Source organism: uncultured Campylobacter sp., from assembly GCF_938045345.1.
In the GTDB taxonomy this organism is placed as follows: domain Bacteria; phylum Campylobacterota; class Campylobacteria; order Campylobacterales; family Campylobacteraceae; genus Campylobacter_B.
Map to the genome: position 1 here is coordinate 1 of NZ_CALIMS010000014.1, position 15,931 is coordinate 15,931.

13 protein-coding genes are annotated in these 15,931 nt (G+C 48.7%); 12 read left to right on the plus strand and 1 reads right to left on the minus strand.

Annotation, left to right across the window (positions count from 1 at the left end):
* A partial coding sequence (locus Q0144_RS03660; RefSeq protein WP_298061826.1) for an S-adenosylmethionine synthetase N-terminal domain-containing protein occupies positions 1-764 on the minus strand: 764 nt, incomplete at its 3' end.
* Between the two features lie 144 nt (positions 765-908).
* Here Q0144_RS03660 and sstT point away from each other — a divergent pair.
* The 12 genes from sstT to Q0144_RS03720 all read left to right on the plus strand — a co-directional run bounded on the left by sstT (position 909) and on the right by Q0144_RS03720 (position 15,606).
* On the plus strand, positions 909-2,168 hold the full coding sequence (gene sstT, locus Q0144_RS03665; protein ID WP_298061830.1) for a serine/threonine transporter SstT: 1,260 nt from the start codon (positions 909-911) through the stop codon (positions 2,166-2,168).
* A gap of 111 nt (positions 2,169-2,279) precedes the next feature.
* Positions 2,280-4,157, plus strand: a complete 1,878-nt coding sequence (locus Q0144_RS03670) for a M3 family oligoendopeptidase (RefSeq protein WP_298061832.1) — start codon at positions 2,280-2,282, stop codon at positions 4,155-4,157.
* A gap of 1 nt (position 4,158) precedes the next feature.
* Positions 4,159-4,566 (plus strand): hypothetical protein, encoded by a 408-nt coding sequence (locus Q0144_RS03675; RefSeq protein WP_297960736.1) that lies wholly within the window; start codon positions 4,159-4,161, stop codon positions 4,564-4,566.
* Positions 4,563-6,623 (plus strand): UvrD-helicase domain-containing protein, encoded by a 2,061-nt coding sequence (locus Q0144_RS03680; RefSeq protein WP_298061835.1) that lies wholly within the window; start codon positions 4,563-4,565, stop codon positions 6,621-6,623. The genes Q0144_RS03675 and Q0144_RS03680 overlap by 4 nt, the downstream gene beginning before the upstream one ends.
* Complete coding sequence (truB, locus tag Q0144_RS03685) at positions 6,616-7,464, plus strand: tRNA pseudouridine(55) synthase TruB (RefSeq protein WP_298061837.1); 849 nt, start codon at positions 6,616-6,618, stop codon at positions 7,462-7,464. Before Q0144_RS03680 ends, truB begins: the two co-directional genes overlap by 8 nt.
* 796 nt (positions 7,465-8,260) lie before the next feature.
* Positions 8,261-9,004, plus strand: a complete 744-nt coding sequence (locus tag Q0144_RS03690; protein ID WP_298061839.1) for a 4-(cytidine 5'-diphospho)-2-C-methyl-D-erythritol kinase — start codon at positions 8,261-8,263, stop codon at positions 9,002-9,004.
* A gap of 125 nt (positions 9,005-9,129) precedes the next feature.
* A complete protein-coding gene (smpB, locus tag Q0144_RS03695) occupies positions 9,130-9,594 on the plus strand; it encodes an SsrA-binding protein SmpB (protein WP_298061841.1) in 465 nt (154 codons plus the stop codon).
* Positions 9,595-9,649: 55 nt separating this feature from the next.
* Positions 9,650-10,348 carry a TlpA family protein disulfide reductase gene (locus Q0144_RS03700; protein WP_298061843.1) on the plus strand — a complete coding sequence of 233 codons (699 nt, stop codon included), beginning with the start codon at positions 9,650-9,652 and terminating at the stop codon, positions 10,346-10,348.
* On the plus strand, positions 10,338-10,643 hold the full coding sequence (locus tag Q0144_RS03705) for an ATP-dependent Clp protease adaptor ClpS (protein ID WP_291936640.1): 306 nt from the start codon (positions 10,338-10,340) through the stop codon (positions 10,641-10,643). The genes Q0144_RS03700 and Q0144_RS03705 overlap by 11 nt, the downstream gene beginning before the upstream one ends.
* Positions 10,644-10,658: 15 nt before the next feature.
* A complete protein-coding gene (locus tag Q0144_RS03710; protein WP_298061845.1) occupies positions 10,659-13,040 on the plus strand; it encodes an AAA family ATPase in 2,382 nt (793 codons plus the stop codon).
* A complete protein-coding gene (gene aat / locus Q0144_RS03715) occupies positions 13,040-13,723 on the plus strand; it encodes a leucyl/phenylalanyl-tRNA--protein transferase (protein WP_298061846.1) in 684 nt (227 codons plus the stop codon). The genes Q0144_RS03710 and aat overlap by 1 nt, the downstream gene beginning before the upstream one ends.
* Before the next feature lie 62 nt (positions 13,724-13,785).
* Positions 13,786-15,606, plus strand: coding sequence for a penicillin-binding protein 2 (locus Q0144_RS03720; RefSeq protein WP_297949209.1), 1,821 nt, complete (start codon positions 13,786-13,788; stop codon positions 15,604-15,606).
* The last annotated feature ends 325 nt before the right edge of the window (positions 15,607-15,931 follow it).

The window sequence follows — 15,931 nt, forward strand, 5'->3', positions numbered from 1 at the left end:
CCCGTTAGGCCGCTGTCGTGAAGCGAGCTGTGATTTACGTAGCGGCCGGTCGGGTTGATGTAGATGATAGTCTTGCTTTTGTCGTAAAGCTCCTTCGGAAGCCCCGCCGAATCGATCAAATTTCCGATCAGATCTCGGACGCGCTCGATGCTCATACTCTCGACGCATGGCGCGGAAACCACGATCGTATGGATGCTTTGCGGCTTGCACTCCTCAAAATTGCTCTTCGTGCCGTAATCGACGCTAACCTGCGTCTTAATATCGACGCCAAGCTCGTTAGGATGGGATTTTGCGTAGGCATAAACGTGATCGCAAAGCGCTCTTGCGTAGGTAATCGCCGCCGGCATAAAATTTTTCGTTTCGCAGCTTGCGAAGCCGAACATTATGCCCTGATCTCCCGCTCCGATCTCGCCGCCCTCTTGATCGACGCCTTGGTTGATGTCGGGGCTTTGCTGGTTTAAAAATACGTCCACTTGCAGATCCTGTGGGTGCAAGCACTGTGCGCGCGTGAAGTAGGGGTTGTCGTTGTAGCCGATCTCGCCAAGCGCACCCTTTACGATGTGGCGATAATCGTCGTGGGTAAAATCGACCTTGGCGTTTACTTCGCCGCCGATTACTACGTGTTTGCCTGCGATGAAAACCTCCGCCGCGACGCGTCCGTTGGGATCTTGTTTTAAAATTTCATCCACGATGCTATCTGCGATGATATCGGCGCACTTATCCGGATGTCCGGGGCTTACTACTTCGCTTGTGAATAGATACATATCTGCTCCTGATTAAAATTTCGGGGCATTTTATCTAACGAGGTTTTAAGATTAACTAAAAATTGCGGAATTTTGCCTAAATTTAAATGTGCTTAAATAAAATTTCGATATATTTCAAACGACGTTTTGATTGAAAGGTAAAAAATGAGTTCGATTCAAAAATTAGTAGCCAGCTACAAAGATAAAAATCTGGTGCTGCGTATAGTTACCGGCTTGATAATAGGCGCTATTTTGGGCTTTGCTGCGCGTTCCTCGGCGGGCAGCGTTACGGCCGAGCATACTCCGCTTTTGATAAGCTTGGTAAACTTCGCGGAAATTTTAGGAAATTTATTCGTAGGCGCCCTTAAGGCGGTAGCTCCGATTTTAGTTTTTATCTTGATCTTAAGCTCGATCGTAAATAAACAATACGGCAGTGCAAGCGGCTTAAAACGCGTGGTTGTTCTATATATTGTAGGCACCTTTTTAGCCTCGTGCGTGGGGGTAGCAGCCAGCTTTTTATTTCCGACGCAGCTTGCTCTAAGCAATGTCGGCGCGGCAGAAAATGCGGTCCCTGCGAGCGTTTGGATCGTGCTAAAAGATCTGCTTTTTAAGGTCGTAGATAATCCGCTAAACGCTATCGCGCACGGAAATTACGTAGGAATTTTAACTTGGGCGATAGGTCTTGGCGTCGCGCTTAAATTTTGCACTAATGAAACAAAGAAAATTTTTACCGATCTGAGCGAAGCGGTAACCAAAATCGTGCAGTTCGTAATCCAGCTCGCGCCGTTTGGAATTTTCGGTCTAGTAGCTTCTACCGTGTATCAAACCGGCGTTGACGCGCTGCTTGGATATGCGCGAATCGTAGTCGTGCTCGTAGGCGCGATGGCGTTCGTAGCCCTCGTGGTAAATCCGCTCATCGTCTTTGTGGTGATTAAGAAAAATCCATATCCGCTCGTATTTACCTGCCTACGCGAAAGCGGCCTCACAGCGTTTTTTACCCGCAGCTCGGCGGCGAATATCCCGGTAAATTTAAATTTATGCAAAAAGCTCGGCATCAGCGACGAGCTAAGCTCGATCTCGATCCCTTTGGGAGCTACGATAAATATGGCGGGCGCTGCGGTGGTAATCGCGATCTTAGCGCTTGCTGCGGCTCATACGCTCGGCGTGCGCCCTGATTTTTGGACGGCGCTGCTGCTTTGCGTGGTCTCGGCGGTCGGTGCGTGCGGCGCTAGCGGCGTGCCAGGCGGCTCATTGATGCTGATACCGCTTGCGTGCTCGCTCTTTAATATCTCAAACGACATCGCAATGCAGGTAGTTGCGATCGGCTTTATCATCGGCGTGATCCAAGACTCAGTAGAAACCGCGATCAATAGCTCCACCGACGTAATTTTTACGGCGATCGCGTCGCAAAGTATGCAAAAATAACTCACCTTAAAATTTTACCGCGATTTCCGCTAGGGCGGCGGATCTCGCGGTTTTTAAAATTTTACTTATTCTTTTTTGATAAAATTATCCAAAAATTTTAAAAGGAAATCGATGAATTGGAATTTAGGCGAGCTGTTTGCAAACGAAGCGGAATTCGGCGGCGCGATAGATAGCGCGGCTGCGCAGGCTCGGAATTTTGAAGCTAAATTTAAAGACGGGTTGCACGCTCTTAGCGCGGAGGAGTTTTTAGGCGCGCTTGAGCTTTATGAGAGCATCAGCGAGCAGATCGGCAAGATAATGAGCTTTGCGCATCTAAGATTCGCGCTAGATACGAGCTTAGGTGCTCAGCAGGCCAAGACGGAGCAGGCTTGCAACGACATTTCGCAGAGCCTGCTTTTTTTCGAGCTCGAGTTTAACGAGCTTGACGGCGCAAAACAGGACGAATTTATCGCAGGGAGCGGGAGATTCAGATATTATTTGAGCCTGCTTAAGCAGCGCAAGGCCCATCAGCTAAGCCTGCCGCAAGAAAGCGTGCTTTTAAAAACTTCTCCCGTGAGCGGCGAGGCGTTTTCGCGGCTTTTTGACGAAAGCATGGCGCGGATGAGCTTTGATTTTCGCGGGCAAAAGCTCGGCGAAGAGGAAATTTTAAGTCTGCTTCATAGCCCTGATCGCGAGGTGCGAAAGGACGCCGCAGCCTCGCTAAGCGCGGTGCTGCAGCAGAACTCCCACCTGCTTGGCTACATCTACAATATGATCAAAACCGATCTTAAAATTCGCTGCGAGCTGCGCGGCTACGATAAAGCCGAGGCGGTGATGCATGAGGAAAATCAGATAAACATCGCAAGCGTCGATGCGCTGATCGCAGAGACGGAGCGAAGCTTCGCTCTGGTCGGCAAATTTTACGCTAAAAAGCGCGAAATTTTAGGCTACGACGCGCTGTATGATTACGACAGATACGCTCCGCTCGGCGGCGATGAGAGCGAGTTTAGCTTCGAGCAGGCTAAGCAGATCGTGCTAGCGGCGTTTGAAAAATTTAGCCCGAAATTTAAGCATATCGCACAGACGGCGTTTGAGCAAAACTGGATCGATGCGATGCCCGCGCAAAATAAGCAAAGCGGCGCGTTTTCTCATTCGGGCTCGCGCGATACGCACCCATTCGTGCTTTTAAATTTCACGCGCAAGCGCCGCGACGTATTTACTCTCGCGCACGAGCTGGGGCACGCGATACATCAGTATCTAAGCTACGGCGTTGGCTATTTTAACTCCTTTACGCCGCTAACGACGGCAGAGACTGCGTCGGTGTTTTGCGAGATGCTGGTGTTTGATTATATGCGCGAAAATTTTTCAAATTTAAACGGCTCGCAAAATTTTAAACGTGATGCTTGGCAAGAGGCCCAGGGCGGTGAAATTCCAAACGAACACGCCGTAAAACGCGCCGCTTCGCAAAGCTTTGCGGGTTCGTGCGAATACGCAGCACGCGATACGGATACGCTCTCGCAGACCGCAAGCGATAAGACCGCGCTAAAAGCGATGCTTGCGGCAAAGATCGAGGATATCTTCGCGACGCTTTACCGCCAGATCGGATTTACGACCTTTGAGCGGCGCGTGCATGCAAGCGCGGATGAGCTAAGCACGGGGCAAATAGACGAGCTTTGGATGGAGGAGTCGCGCAAGATGTTTGCGGGCGAGCTAATCTTGCAGGATCATTACAAAAGCTGGTGGAGCTACATCCCGCACTTCATCCACTCGCCGTTTTACTGCTACTCCTACGCCTACGCGCAGCTTTTGGTGCTTGCGCTTTACGGGTTGTATAAAAGCGGCAGGCTCGAAAATTTCGTTCAAATTTACACCGAGTTTTTAAGCTCGGGCGGCAGCGACGAGCCGCAAAAGCTAGTGGCAAAATTCGGCTTTGATATCAATAAAAGCGAGTTTTGGCGCATCGGTATAGAGCAGGTTGCGGCGCTTGTAGATGAGTTTGTGAGGGGTTAGGATGATAGATAAAATTTTAAAAGACGATAAATTTATCGCTGCGAGCAGCGCAAATATAGGCGCGGTTTTGGATTACGTTTTAGCTCTTGGATATGGATTTGGCATCGTTGCGAGGACGGATCAGATAAAATTTGACCCGCCGCTGCCGGAGGAAATTTTAAAAAGCTTCAAAATGCCCGCGATCTTTTTGCAGTTGGAGGAATACACGCTTTCTAGCGCGCATCTTAGCAAGGATGAGCTGGTTTTCGAGGCGGGCTTTGGGCCGCAGGATTTTGCAAGCACGCTTAGCGTGCCGTTTTACGCGGTTTTGCAGATCGTCGTGGACGGCAAGCCCATCGCGGTAAATTTTTCTCGTCCCGAGTCCGAGTGGCTTAAGCGCGAAAAATCGCGTAAAATTTTTTCAAAATGAGCGATATTTTAGAAGGTCTTAATCCCGCTCAGCGCGAGGCTGCGAGCCACGTTGACGGAGCGATGTTAATCTTAGCGGGTGCAGGCAGTGGCAAAACTAAAACGATCACCGCGCGCCTTGCCTATCTGCTCGCAAACGGCGTGCCTGCGGAAAATACTCTCACGCTTACGTTTACGAACAAAGCCGCCGCCGAGATGCGCTCGCGAGCGCTTAATCTGATAAGCGGGCTAAATTTAAGCAGCGTGCCGCTTTTGTGCACCTTTCATAAATTTGGGCTTTTGTTTTTAAAATTTCATATTAGTGAGCTTGGGCGTAGCGCAAACTTCCAAGTAATCGATACTGACGATAAGAAAAAGATCATCAAGGGCTTTGAGATAAATTTACCCACGTCACTATTAGCAGCCAAAATTTCAACCTATAAAAATTCCCTAATCGCCCCCAAAGATATCGACGAGCTTCTAAAGGGCGAAGAGGACGAGCTAAGCAGGATGTATAGCGGATTTTACGCGCATTGCGCTGATGTGTATAAGCGCTACGAGGCGTATTTGGCGGCGAATAATCTGGTGGATTTCGATGATCTGCTGATCTTGCCGTATAAAATTTTAAGCGCGAATGAGCGGCTATGCGATGAAATTTCGCGCCGTTACGCCTACATCACGGTCGATGAGTATCAGGACACCAACGACATTCAATTCAAGCTGCTGCAAAAGCTCTGCACCGCGCACGAAAACCTCGTAGTAGTGGGTGATGACGATCAGAGTATCTACGGCTGGCGCGGCGCGCGGATAGAAAATATTCTAAATTTTAAAGATCAGTTCTCAAACGTAAAATTTATTAAACTCGAGCAGAACTACCGCTCCACGGATGAAATTTTAAATGCCGCAAACGAGCTCATTTCGCACAACAAAAACCGCCTCGGCAAGAGCCTTACTAGCATGAACGGCGGCGGCGAAAAGATCGAAATTTTGCGCTCGGACGAAGAGAGTATCGAGGCGGCAAAGATCGCAGAAGCTATCAAAAAGCTGCTTTCAAGCGGCGTAGCGCCCTCTCAAATCGCCGTGCTTTACCGAGTAAACGCTCTTTCGCGCGCGCTAGAAGAGGGGCTGAATCGCGCCAAAATCCCGTACAAAATGGTAGGCGGCGTGAAATTTTACGAGCGAGCCGAGATCAAGGACACGATCGCCTATCTACGCTTGGTAAACGACGAGCACGACGACTTTTCGATGAGGCGGATCATAAACGTGCCCAAACGCGGCATCGGCAAGGTCTCGCTGGCAAAGCTCGAGGAGCTTTCGCGCCTGCGACTTATCAGTCTATTTGACGCTTTTAGCGAGCCGGACGCGGGGCTTAGCGCCAAGGCGGCGCAGGCTCTAGCGGAGCTTAAAAGCGGCATCGCTTCTATCTCCGCGCTAGCCGATACTATCAAAAAAATAGACGCTTTGGAGTCCGCTTTCGGGCTAAAGGCTTACTACGCCTCGCTTCCAGACGGCGCCGATCGGGTAGCGAACATCGACGAGTTTTTGGCTATGCTAAAGGACGAAGCTAGCAATAAGCCAGATTTTGATCTGGCGGAATTTTTAAACGAGCTTAGCCTTCTTAGCGATCAAGACGCCGTATCTGGCGATGCGATAAACATAATGAGCGTGCACGCAAGCAAGGGGCTTGAGTTCGAGCATCTTTTCGTAATCGGGCTGGAGGAGGGGTTTTTCCCGCTTTTGGGCGACAGCAATGATATCGAGGAGGAGCGCAGACTCGCATACGTAGCGATTACGCGCGCCAAGCGCACGCTTACGCTTAGCTTTGCTGCTAGCCGCTTTTATCGCGGCAAGCGCGAGAGGCTTGATGCGAGCAGGTTTATAGCCGAGGCGGGTTTGGTGGCTAAAGAGCCGCCGCGCGAGCAAAGTAGCGGCTTTAGCAAGGGCGAGCTTATCAAACACAAACTCTTTGGCATCGGACAGATTACGGCGGTAAACGGCGATCGACTCACTATAAATTTCGGCGGAATTTCGCGCGTGATAATGTCAAATTTCGTAGAAAAGATCGGCACTTATGAATAGATTGTTTTTGGCGGACAAGCCCGCGGGCATCGGCAGCAATAAATTTTTAAGCACTCTTAAGCGTAAATACGGCGTGAAAAAGGCGGGCTTTAGCGGCACGCTCGATCCTTTCGCGAGCGGCGCGCTGATCGTGGCTTTCGGGCAATACGCGCGCTTTTTTAGGTTTTTAAAAAAGGAGCCAAAAGTTTACGCCGCGACGCTGTGGTTGGGCGCACAAAGCCCAAGCGGCGATAACGAAAACATAGGGCGCGTGGAACAAATCCCGCCGCTTTCGCGTGAAATTTTAGACGCTGCGGTGGCGCAAATGCGCGGCGAGATAAAATTTATTCCGCCCGCTTTCAGCGCCAAGAAAATTGGCGGCGTGCGTGCATACAAGCTCGCTCGCGCGGGCGAAGAGGTGAGCCTAAAAGAGAGCTCGATGCGGGTTTTTGATGCCGAAATTTTAAGCTACGCTCACCCCTTCGTGAGTTTTCGCGTCGCACTAAGCGAGGGCGGCTACGTGCGCTCTTTTGCGCAAATTTTAGCAGAAAAGCTAGGCGTTTGCGGTACACTTAGCGCGCTTAGGCGGGAGAGCGAGGGAGTTTTTGACCTGCAAGATCCGCGCTTTGCGGACGAGGCGGCGCTAAATCCGCTCGAGTTTTTGGATCTTAAGCCTAACTTTTACGACGGCGACGCGCGCGACGTGATCTTGGGCAAGAAGCTCGCCGCAAAGGATCTGGCGAGCCGCATGGACGGGCGCTACCTGCTTATCTGCGGCGATTTTTACTCGATCATCGAGATTGGCGCGGGCGAGGTGAGGTATCTTTGGAATGACGTCCCGATCGCGGTCGGCGCGTTTTAATCAGCACCTCTAGCCTGCGACGGAATTTTGATCGGGCGGTTCGAGCTTGAATTTCGACGATCATAAATACGGCGCGTTTTAAATTTGCTAGCATAGCGCTCCGCCATGTGCGGCTAAATTTTATCGCGAGCGGCGGCGGGGATTGCGTTCTTTCGTTGCGCACGGATCGTAAATCGGCCTTAAGCGGTATAAATTTCAACGCACGGCGGACGGTAGCCGCTCGCAAAAAGGAATAAAATTTCGAAACCCAAATTTAAATGCGGCGGAGCGGCGTTTAAATTTACTTGTGCCGCGCGATGGTGAAGCGCCGCGAGATTAAAATTTGACGATTTAAAAAGCGCGCAGGTTTGGGCTTATTGCGGCGCAGCAAGCAGCTTTTGTCGAATGAAATTTCGGCTTGCGGTAATTCGTAGTATGCGCCGACGGGTTTGATTTTGCAGCGGGCGGCGTATCGCCAAGCTAAATTTGCGACTTAGCGCGGTGCGACTAGAATTTTGCCGGCTTGGAATTTTAATCGCTAAGATAGATTTGCGCCGCGAGTTGAAATTTAACTCGCGCGTTGCGGATTTAAAATTCCGCGCTTTATAAAATTTACGTATCGAGCGCCGCGATCGCGGGTTAAATTCCGCGGCGCGCACTTCACGGAACGCGGTTTTGAATTTTGATCGCACTGGACAGGGCGTGCCGCAGGCTGAAATTTAACTTGCGCACGGATTTAAAATTTTAATCGCGCTAGATGGGCTTGCCGCGGGTTAAATTTAACGCAAACGCGCCAAGGCGCAGAAGGAGTAAAATTTTGAAAGCTTATGCAAAGATCAATGTTTTTTTAAAAGTCGTCGGTACGCGCGGTGGCTACCACGAGATCGCCTCGCGCTTCGTGCTGCGCAGGGAGCTGTTTGATGAGATAGGCTTCGAGCGCGCGAGCGGCTTTGTGCTTGAATGTGACTCCGCACAGATCGCGGACAATATAATTTTAAAAGCCAAGGCGGCGCTTGAGCAGGCGGGCTTTGCGCGCGAGCTTGCGGAGTTTTTTGGCTCGCACAAGATCGTGCTTAAAAAGCATATTCCGATCGGCGCGGGTCTTGGGGGCGGCAGTAGCGATGCGGCGGCGTTTTTGCGACTTGCGAACGAGGAATTAAATTTAAAAATTTCGCGCGAGCGGCTTATAGCGATCGCGCAAAATATCGGCGCGGACGTCGCGTTTTTTGTTAGCGGACTTGAGGCTGCGAACGTGCGCGGTATCGGCGAGATCATCGAGCCTTTCGAGGACCGCCTGCCTGCGATCGAAATTTTAACACCCGCGATCTTTTGCTCCACCGGCGCGGTTTATAACGAGTTTCGCGCAAGTTTTATGCAAAACATAAATGCCGCGCAGGCGCAAGAGATGTTGCGTTTAAGCAGCGAGCAGCTGCTAGCGCGATACGGCGGCTTTCAGCTAAACGATCTTTTCGCGCCGTGCATAAAGCTATATCCGCAGATGGATAGGTACCGCGATATGTTTCTAAGCGGCAGCGGTAGCAGCGTGTTTTTCTTAAAATAAGAATTCCAAGGCGCGCGGTTAAAATTTAAAAGCTAAATTTAAAGATAAAATTTAAAATTCGCTCGCCCGCTTTTAAATTTAAGCAAAAACGGGCTAAGCTTAGGACTAAATTTAGAAGGAAAAAGATGAAAGAACTGAGTAAAAATCGCAAGGCATTTCACGATTTTACGATACTTGAAAGCTTTGAAGCGGGCATCGTGCTAAAGGGAAGCGAGGTCAAAGCTCTGCGCGCGGGCAGGGGCAATCTCAAAGATAGCTTCTGTCGCGTGATTCGCGGTGAGCTGTTTTTGCTAAACGCGCATATCAGCTATCTTGAAAGCACCAACGCGCATTTTCGTCCAGACGAGGGGGCGGCGCGAAAGCTTTTAATGCACCGAAAGCAGATCGACAAACTGCTTGGTGCGGTTAGCAAAGAGGGCCTTATCATCGTGGTTTTGTCGCTGTATCTCAATGATAAAAACCGCGTAAAGGCGCGTATCGCTTTGGCTAGTGGCAAAAATTTGCACGATAAGCGCGAATCGCTAAAGCGCAAGGAAGCCGACCGCGAAGCGCAAAGCGCGATGAAGCGATACGACAAGCATTCATTTTAAATTCACAAAACTTTGGTTAAAATGCGGGCTTAAATTTAAACCCGAAGGAAATGCAATGAAGAAATTTTTACTATTATGTTTGGCGATTTTTGTTTTAAGCGGCTGCAGAGATGATTCGCAGAAAAAGACGGGCCCTGCCGGCGAGAATCCTACCGCGAGCGAGAGTCAGATGGCAAAAAATTCCGCGCAAGATAAAAATGGCGAGCGTATTGGTGGAGAAAGCGGCGAGGAGGTAGCTTTTACGCCGTTTAAAACGGGCGAGCGCCTTACGCTTAAAAGCGTCGTAGGCGGCGAGGTAACGATTGAGCGGACAGAAAAGGGCTTTAAGCTCGCGGACAGCGATAAAATTTTAATGTTTGATATTTTCGGTACTTACTGTCAGCCGTGCCGCATCGAAGCGCCGCATCTGATGGACTTTCAGTTAAAAAATTCCGCGGATTTTCTAATGGTCGGCTTGATTTATTTCGAGGACATTACGGACGCGCAAGTGATCGAAAATTTTACGAAAAAGTTTAATGCGTATTATTTCATCTCCAATTCAAAACAAAACGAGCGCATAGTGGGTCAAATTTTAAGCGACATCGGTTATCGCCACGCGCTTTCGATCCCTTTTAAGGTAGTACTTAAAGACGGAAAATATCAAAGGCTTACCGACATTAATGAAGGCGATGAGCGGGGCAAGCCGTATTACTTAGGCATGGTCGATACTGATGTGATAAAAAGCGATATTGCCAGGATAAAAAATGGCAACTAAAACCGGCGTGCAGATTCACACTCGCGCCAAAACAAAATCTTTCGTGCCTCGTCCGTATAAAGTAATTTTGCTAAACGACGACGTGACGACGATGGATTTCGTGGTTTATATTTTGATGGAGATTTTCGCCAAAAACTTTAACGACGCCGTAGATTTAATGATGAAAGTTCATAAGCAGGGTCGCGCGGTTTGCGGCGCGTATCCTAAAGAGATAGCCGAGTGCAAGCAACAAGCGGTTTTACAAGCGGCAAAGGCCGCAGGATTCCCTCTTAGATGTGAGATCGAAGAGGATTAAATTTAAAGGAAAGCAATGATAGGATTTTTTTTAAACAAACATTTTGAACAAGCAATCAGCGTCGCAAACGACGGCGAAGACGAATATATCACTACTTCGCACGTAGTTTATGCGATTTTTAAATACAATAAGCCCTTTCACGGGCTCATCGCCAAAGAAATTCCGGATATTAACTATCTAAATATCTTGGATAATCTGGGCGGGCTTTTGGATATGATGCCTAAATCAAGTGGCAAGGCTCCAGCGCAGACGATAGAATTTAAGCAGTTCTATACTGAATTAAATAACGCTAAAGAGCCTAAAAATGAGCTTGATTTTATGCTTAAAATTCTAAATGATAAGGAAAACGACTGCACTAAAATTTTAAATCACTACGGTATCAATGCCGCGATTTTTGAGCTCATCGTGCGAAAGTACAAATCAGCTTTTGATCACCGCGACGAGGTCGTTTCTAGCGACGAAGCCGCAGCGATTAAGCTAAACTCATACGATATCGATGATATCACGCATGCGATGAATTACGACGAAAGCCGTAGGCAGTGGCAGAATACGGAATTTGAGCCTGCGTTTGAGGGCGAAAAGGACGCCATAAACGAGCGCGATATTAAAAAGGATTCGCCTAGTTCACTTTATACAGCAAACCTCAATAAAATCGCGCTTGAGGGTAAGATCGATCCACTCATCGGACGCGAAAAAGAGATCGAAAAGACGCTACAAACCCTCTGTCGCCGCAAGAAAAACAATCCGATCTTAGTGGGCGAAGCGGGAGTTGGTAAAACCGCGATCATCGAGGGTATCGCGCTAAAAATCGTCCGTGGCGAAGTGCCAGAGAAGCTAAAAAATAAGGTAATTTACGCCCTTGATGCTGGCGCGCTGATCGCAGGCACTACGCTGCGCGGGGAGTTTGAAGAGAGACTAAAAGATCTCATAGACGAGTTTAGCGCTAATCAAAACGCGATTTTATTTATCGATGAAATTCACACGATCGTTGGTGCAGGCACGGGCAATCGCAACGAACTTGATATGTCAAACATCCTAAAACCTTCGCTTGCAAGCGGCGAGCTATCGGTCATCGGCGCTACTACATACGGCGAATACCGCTCGTTTTCGCAGGATAAAGCGCTTAGCCGCAGGTTTTGCAAAATCGACGTGAGCGAGCCTAGCATTGACGATAGCGTCGAAATTTTAAAAGGCGTAGCCAAAAAATATGAGGAATTTCACGGCGTGAAATTTAGCGACGAAATTTTGCGTGATAGCGTAACGCTTGCTAAAAAATATCAAAACGATAAATTCCTTCCCGACAGCGCCATTGATCTCATTGACGAGGTGGGTGCGAGCTTTGCGTTTAAGCCGCATGAAGCTCCGCTTGAAATCAGCAAGGACGATTTAGTAAATACGCTTTCGATTAGCGCGAATATCGCAAATTTAAGCAGTAGCGTCGATAATAAACAGGTACTAAAAAATCTGGAAGCTAATATCAAGCGTGAAATTTTCGGTCAAGACGAAGCGGTTAGCAGTCTTTGCAAGGCGCTTCTGCGCTCTTACGCCGGGCTTGGAGGCGCAAGCTCTCCGATCGGGGTATTTTTGTTTGCAGGTAGCAGCGGTGTGGGCAAAAGTGAGCTAGCCAAGGTCTTAGCCACGCAGCTTGGAGTGCATTTTGAGCGCTATGATATGAGCGAATATATGGAAGCTCACAGCGTCTCTAGGCTCATCGGCGCGCCTCCCGGATACGTGGGCTTTGAAAACGGTGGAATTTTAACGAATAATATCAAAAAGCACCCCTACAGCGTCATTTTATTTGATGAGGTAGAAAAAGCTCATCCTAGCATGACGAATATTTTTTTAGGAATTTTCGATAACGCAAGTCTTACCGATAACAACGGCGTTACGACCGATTTTAAAAATACGATCATAATAATGACGTCGAATTTAGGCACGAAAGAAGCGCCGCAGGTTGGATTTACGAAGGACGAGAGCTATAAAGTAGATAGCGCCATAAGAAGCTTCTTTGCGCCGGAATTTCGCAATCGTATCGATAAAATCATAAATTTTAACCGCTTAAGCGGCGAAATTTTAGAAAAGATCGTGGATAAAACTATCGGCGAGCTGGAGTCGCAGCTAAAAAACGTAAAGATTAGTCTAAACAAGGAAGCAAAAGATTTGATTATATCGCGTGGCTATTCGGATGAGTTTGGAGCGCGAAATTTAAAGCGCGAGATCAGCTCGCAGATAAGCGATCATATAAGCGGTGAGCTGCTTTTTGGCGCGCTGCAAGAGGGCGGCTTAGTTAGCGTGAGCGTAAAAGATGGCGAGCTAAGCTTTAGCTTTACTTCTACGCCTTTGCCGCAGATAGAAAAAAAGCAACCTGCACTAGCTCAAAGCAGTGTCGTTAAATAATGGCTCGGTTTTACGATTTTCCAGATCCTATGGATGCGCCCGATTTTGCGCCGCTTGCGAGTGGCGGCGATCTGAGCGAGGATTGCTTGCTTAGCGCTTATAGCGCAGGGATATTTCCGTGGTTTAACGAGGATGAGCCGATTTTATGGTGGTCGCCCGATCCGCGCGCAGTGCTTGATCCACGCGAAGTGCGCGTGCAAAAGTCCATTAAGCCCTATCTTAAGCGATATGAAGTGAAATTTGACGCAAATTTTAAGGGCTTCATCGAGCGCTGTAAAAACGTGCGAAAAAAAGAGAGCGACGGCACGTGGATCAGCGAGCAGATCGTGCAGGCTTACTCGCGTTTGGCAGCAGACGGCTACGCTCACAGCGTCGAGACATACGAAGATGGCAAGCTTGTGGGTGGGCTATACGGGCTAATTTTTGGGCGTGTGTTTTGCGGCGAGAGCATGCTGAGCCTAAAGAGCAACGCTTCGAAAGTCGCGCTGATTAGGCTTTGTGAGGTGCTTGCAAATTTCGGCTTTCTAATCGATTGTCAGATTATGAACGAGCATCTGAAATTTATGGGCGCTAAAGAGATGCCGCGAGCAGAATTCCTCGCTCTATTTGCTGAGCTTAGTGCGCAAGATAGCGGCTTTGAGCGCTTTGCGGATCTTAAAGTTCCGCGCGGAGCGCAGCATTGAGTCAAAGCTTGAGATGCAGCAGCGTAAAAAATACGCGGAATTTAGAATTTTAAAGAAATAAGATGTGGCAAAGAGATAAAAGCTCCTCGGTCGGTATGATTATCGTGATGTTTATATTCGTGCCGGCGGCGCTTTTCGTATTTTTGGCGATTTTATATTTTTGGGGCAGCACTGAGCGCAAGCTACCGCGCCTGGATGTCAATGAAACCAACAGCGCGATCCGCGGCGCGATAATCGCAAAAGATAACTACGTCGCGGCAAATTCCGTCAAACTCTACAAAGTTAGCGTCGATGCGCGCAGCATCGATAAAAACAAGCTTGATCTTTTCGTGCGGCTATATTGCATCTACACGGGCGATAGTGAAAAGCGCGTCAAAAGCGCGATCGAGGGCTCTGGTGGCACGACCGTGCTGTCGTATAAAATCGACGCCAAAACCGCCGTGCATCTAAAAGAGCTTGCATATAAACTAAATTTAAAAAAGGTATTCGTTAGCTTTATGGGCTCAAACGGCAGGCTAAATCCGCCTATCCGCATGAGCGTGACCGAAAGCGGCGAGAAGCGCAGTTACAATGTCGGCGATTCGCTAACTCCGTTAATCGGCTATATCAATAAAAAAGAGGTTGATGGTATCACCAAGGTTAGCGGAATTAAGGGGATCGAGAAGTACTATGAGTATTATCTAGCGCCGGTTAGAGATGAGTTTATCGTGGGCCCGCGCGATATCGGCGGCAACATTATCCTAGAGCGTAGCAGCAAAAAAACGGGCAGGATCGACGGCTACAACGTCCGTCTAAGCGTGCCACTAACGCTGCAAAGAAAGATAGAGCGCCTAAGCGATGAGGGCGCTGATAATTACGATGCGCGAGAAATCGTGGTGGGCATTATGAACTCCAAAACGGGCAAAATTTTATCCCTTGCGACCAATGCCCGCTATGACCCCTCAAACATCACGAAAAACGATCTTAAGAATTTAAATTTTACCGCGAGCGAATACGCCTACGAAGTGGGCTCGATTATGAAGCCGATAATTTTCGCAATCGCCTATGATGCCAAAGCCGTCAAACCGGGAGAGATCATCAACACCTATAACGGCAGCTATAAGCTTGGTACTCGCACGATCCGCGACACGCATCCTGCAAAGCAGATGAGCGGCGAGGAGATCATCATCCACAGCTCAAATATTGGAATGATTAAAATTTCAGAGCGGCTGGAGGGGCAGGCTATTTATGACGGGCTGATGAACTTCGGTATGTCGCAAAAAACGGGTATCGATCTGCCGTATGAGCAAAGCGGAAATATCCCAAGCATCAAAAGCCTGAATAATAAAATTTACAAAGCCACGATCAGCTACGGCTACGGCGCGCAGATGACCTTCCTTCAGATGCTCAATGCCTATACCGTCTTTAACAACGGCGGCGTCATGATTAGCCCGCGCCTAGTCGAAAATCTCGAAAATAATGGCAAAACTTACATCGTCAACGAAAGCGAAACCCGCCAGGTAATCTCTAAACCTACCGCTGACGTAATAAAAGGAATTTTAATCAAAACGGTCGAGAGCGGCACGGGACGCAAGGGTCGAGTAGCGGGGCTGCAAATCGGCGGCAAGACGGGCACTGCGCGCATCGCCAAGGGAGGCGGCTATTCGAGCGCCTATAACAGCTCGTTTTTCGGCTTTGCCAACGACGCGGACACCAGCTACACGATCGGCGTTTTGGTGCGCGAGCCTAAAAGGGGCAGCTACTACGCCGCTCAAAATGCGCTGCCGATCTTTAAGCGGGCGGTAGGAATTTTGATAGAGGAGGGCTATCTAAAGCCCGCAGCCGACGCAAACGCCACGCAAAAGGTCGAGATCAAGGATGAGGCGGTTGAAATTAAAGATTAAATTTGCTAAATTTCGCGAGGTTTTTTAAAATTTTGCGGCGATGAAAATTCGCGGAATTTGACAGCGTGAAATTTTACTGCGTCGCTTCAGTTGAAATTTCACGGCGCGGAATTTTGGTGGCATAGAATTTCGTGGCGCAAATTTTAACGGCACGAAGATTAAATTCTATCGCGACGCGGGATTTTGGCGCGGCGTAAAATTCCGTATCAAGGCGAAATTTTAAATTTCACCGTGTAAATAAGCGTAAGTAAAACGGCGAGCGAGCTTGCAATGTTTAAATTTTAAGACGCGCATGTATCTGCGCAGCCCTGAAATTTAGCGAGTT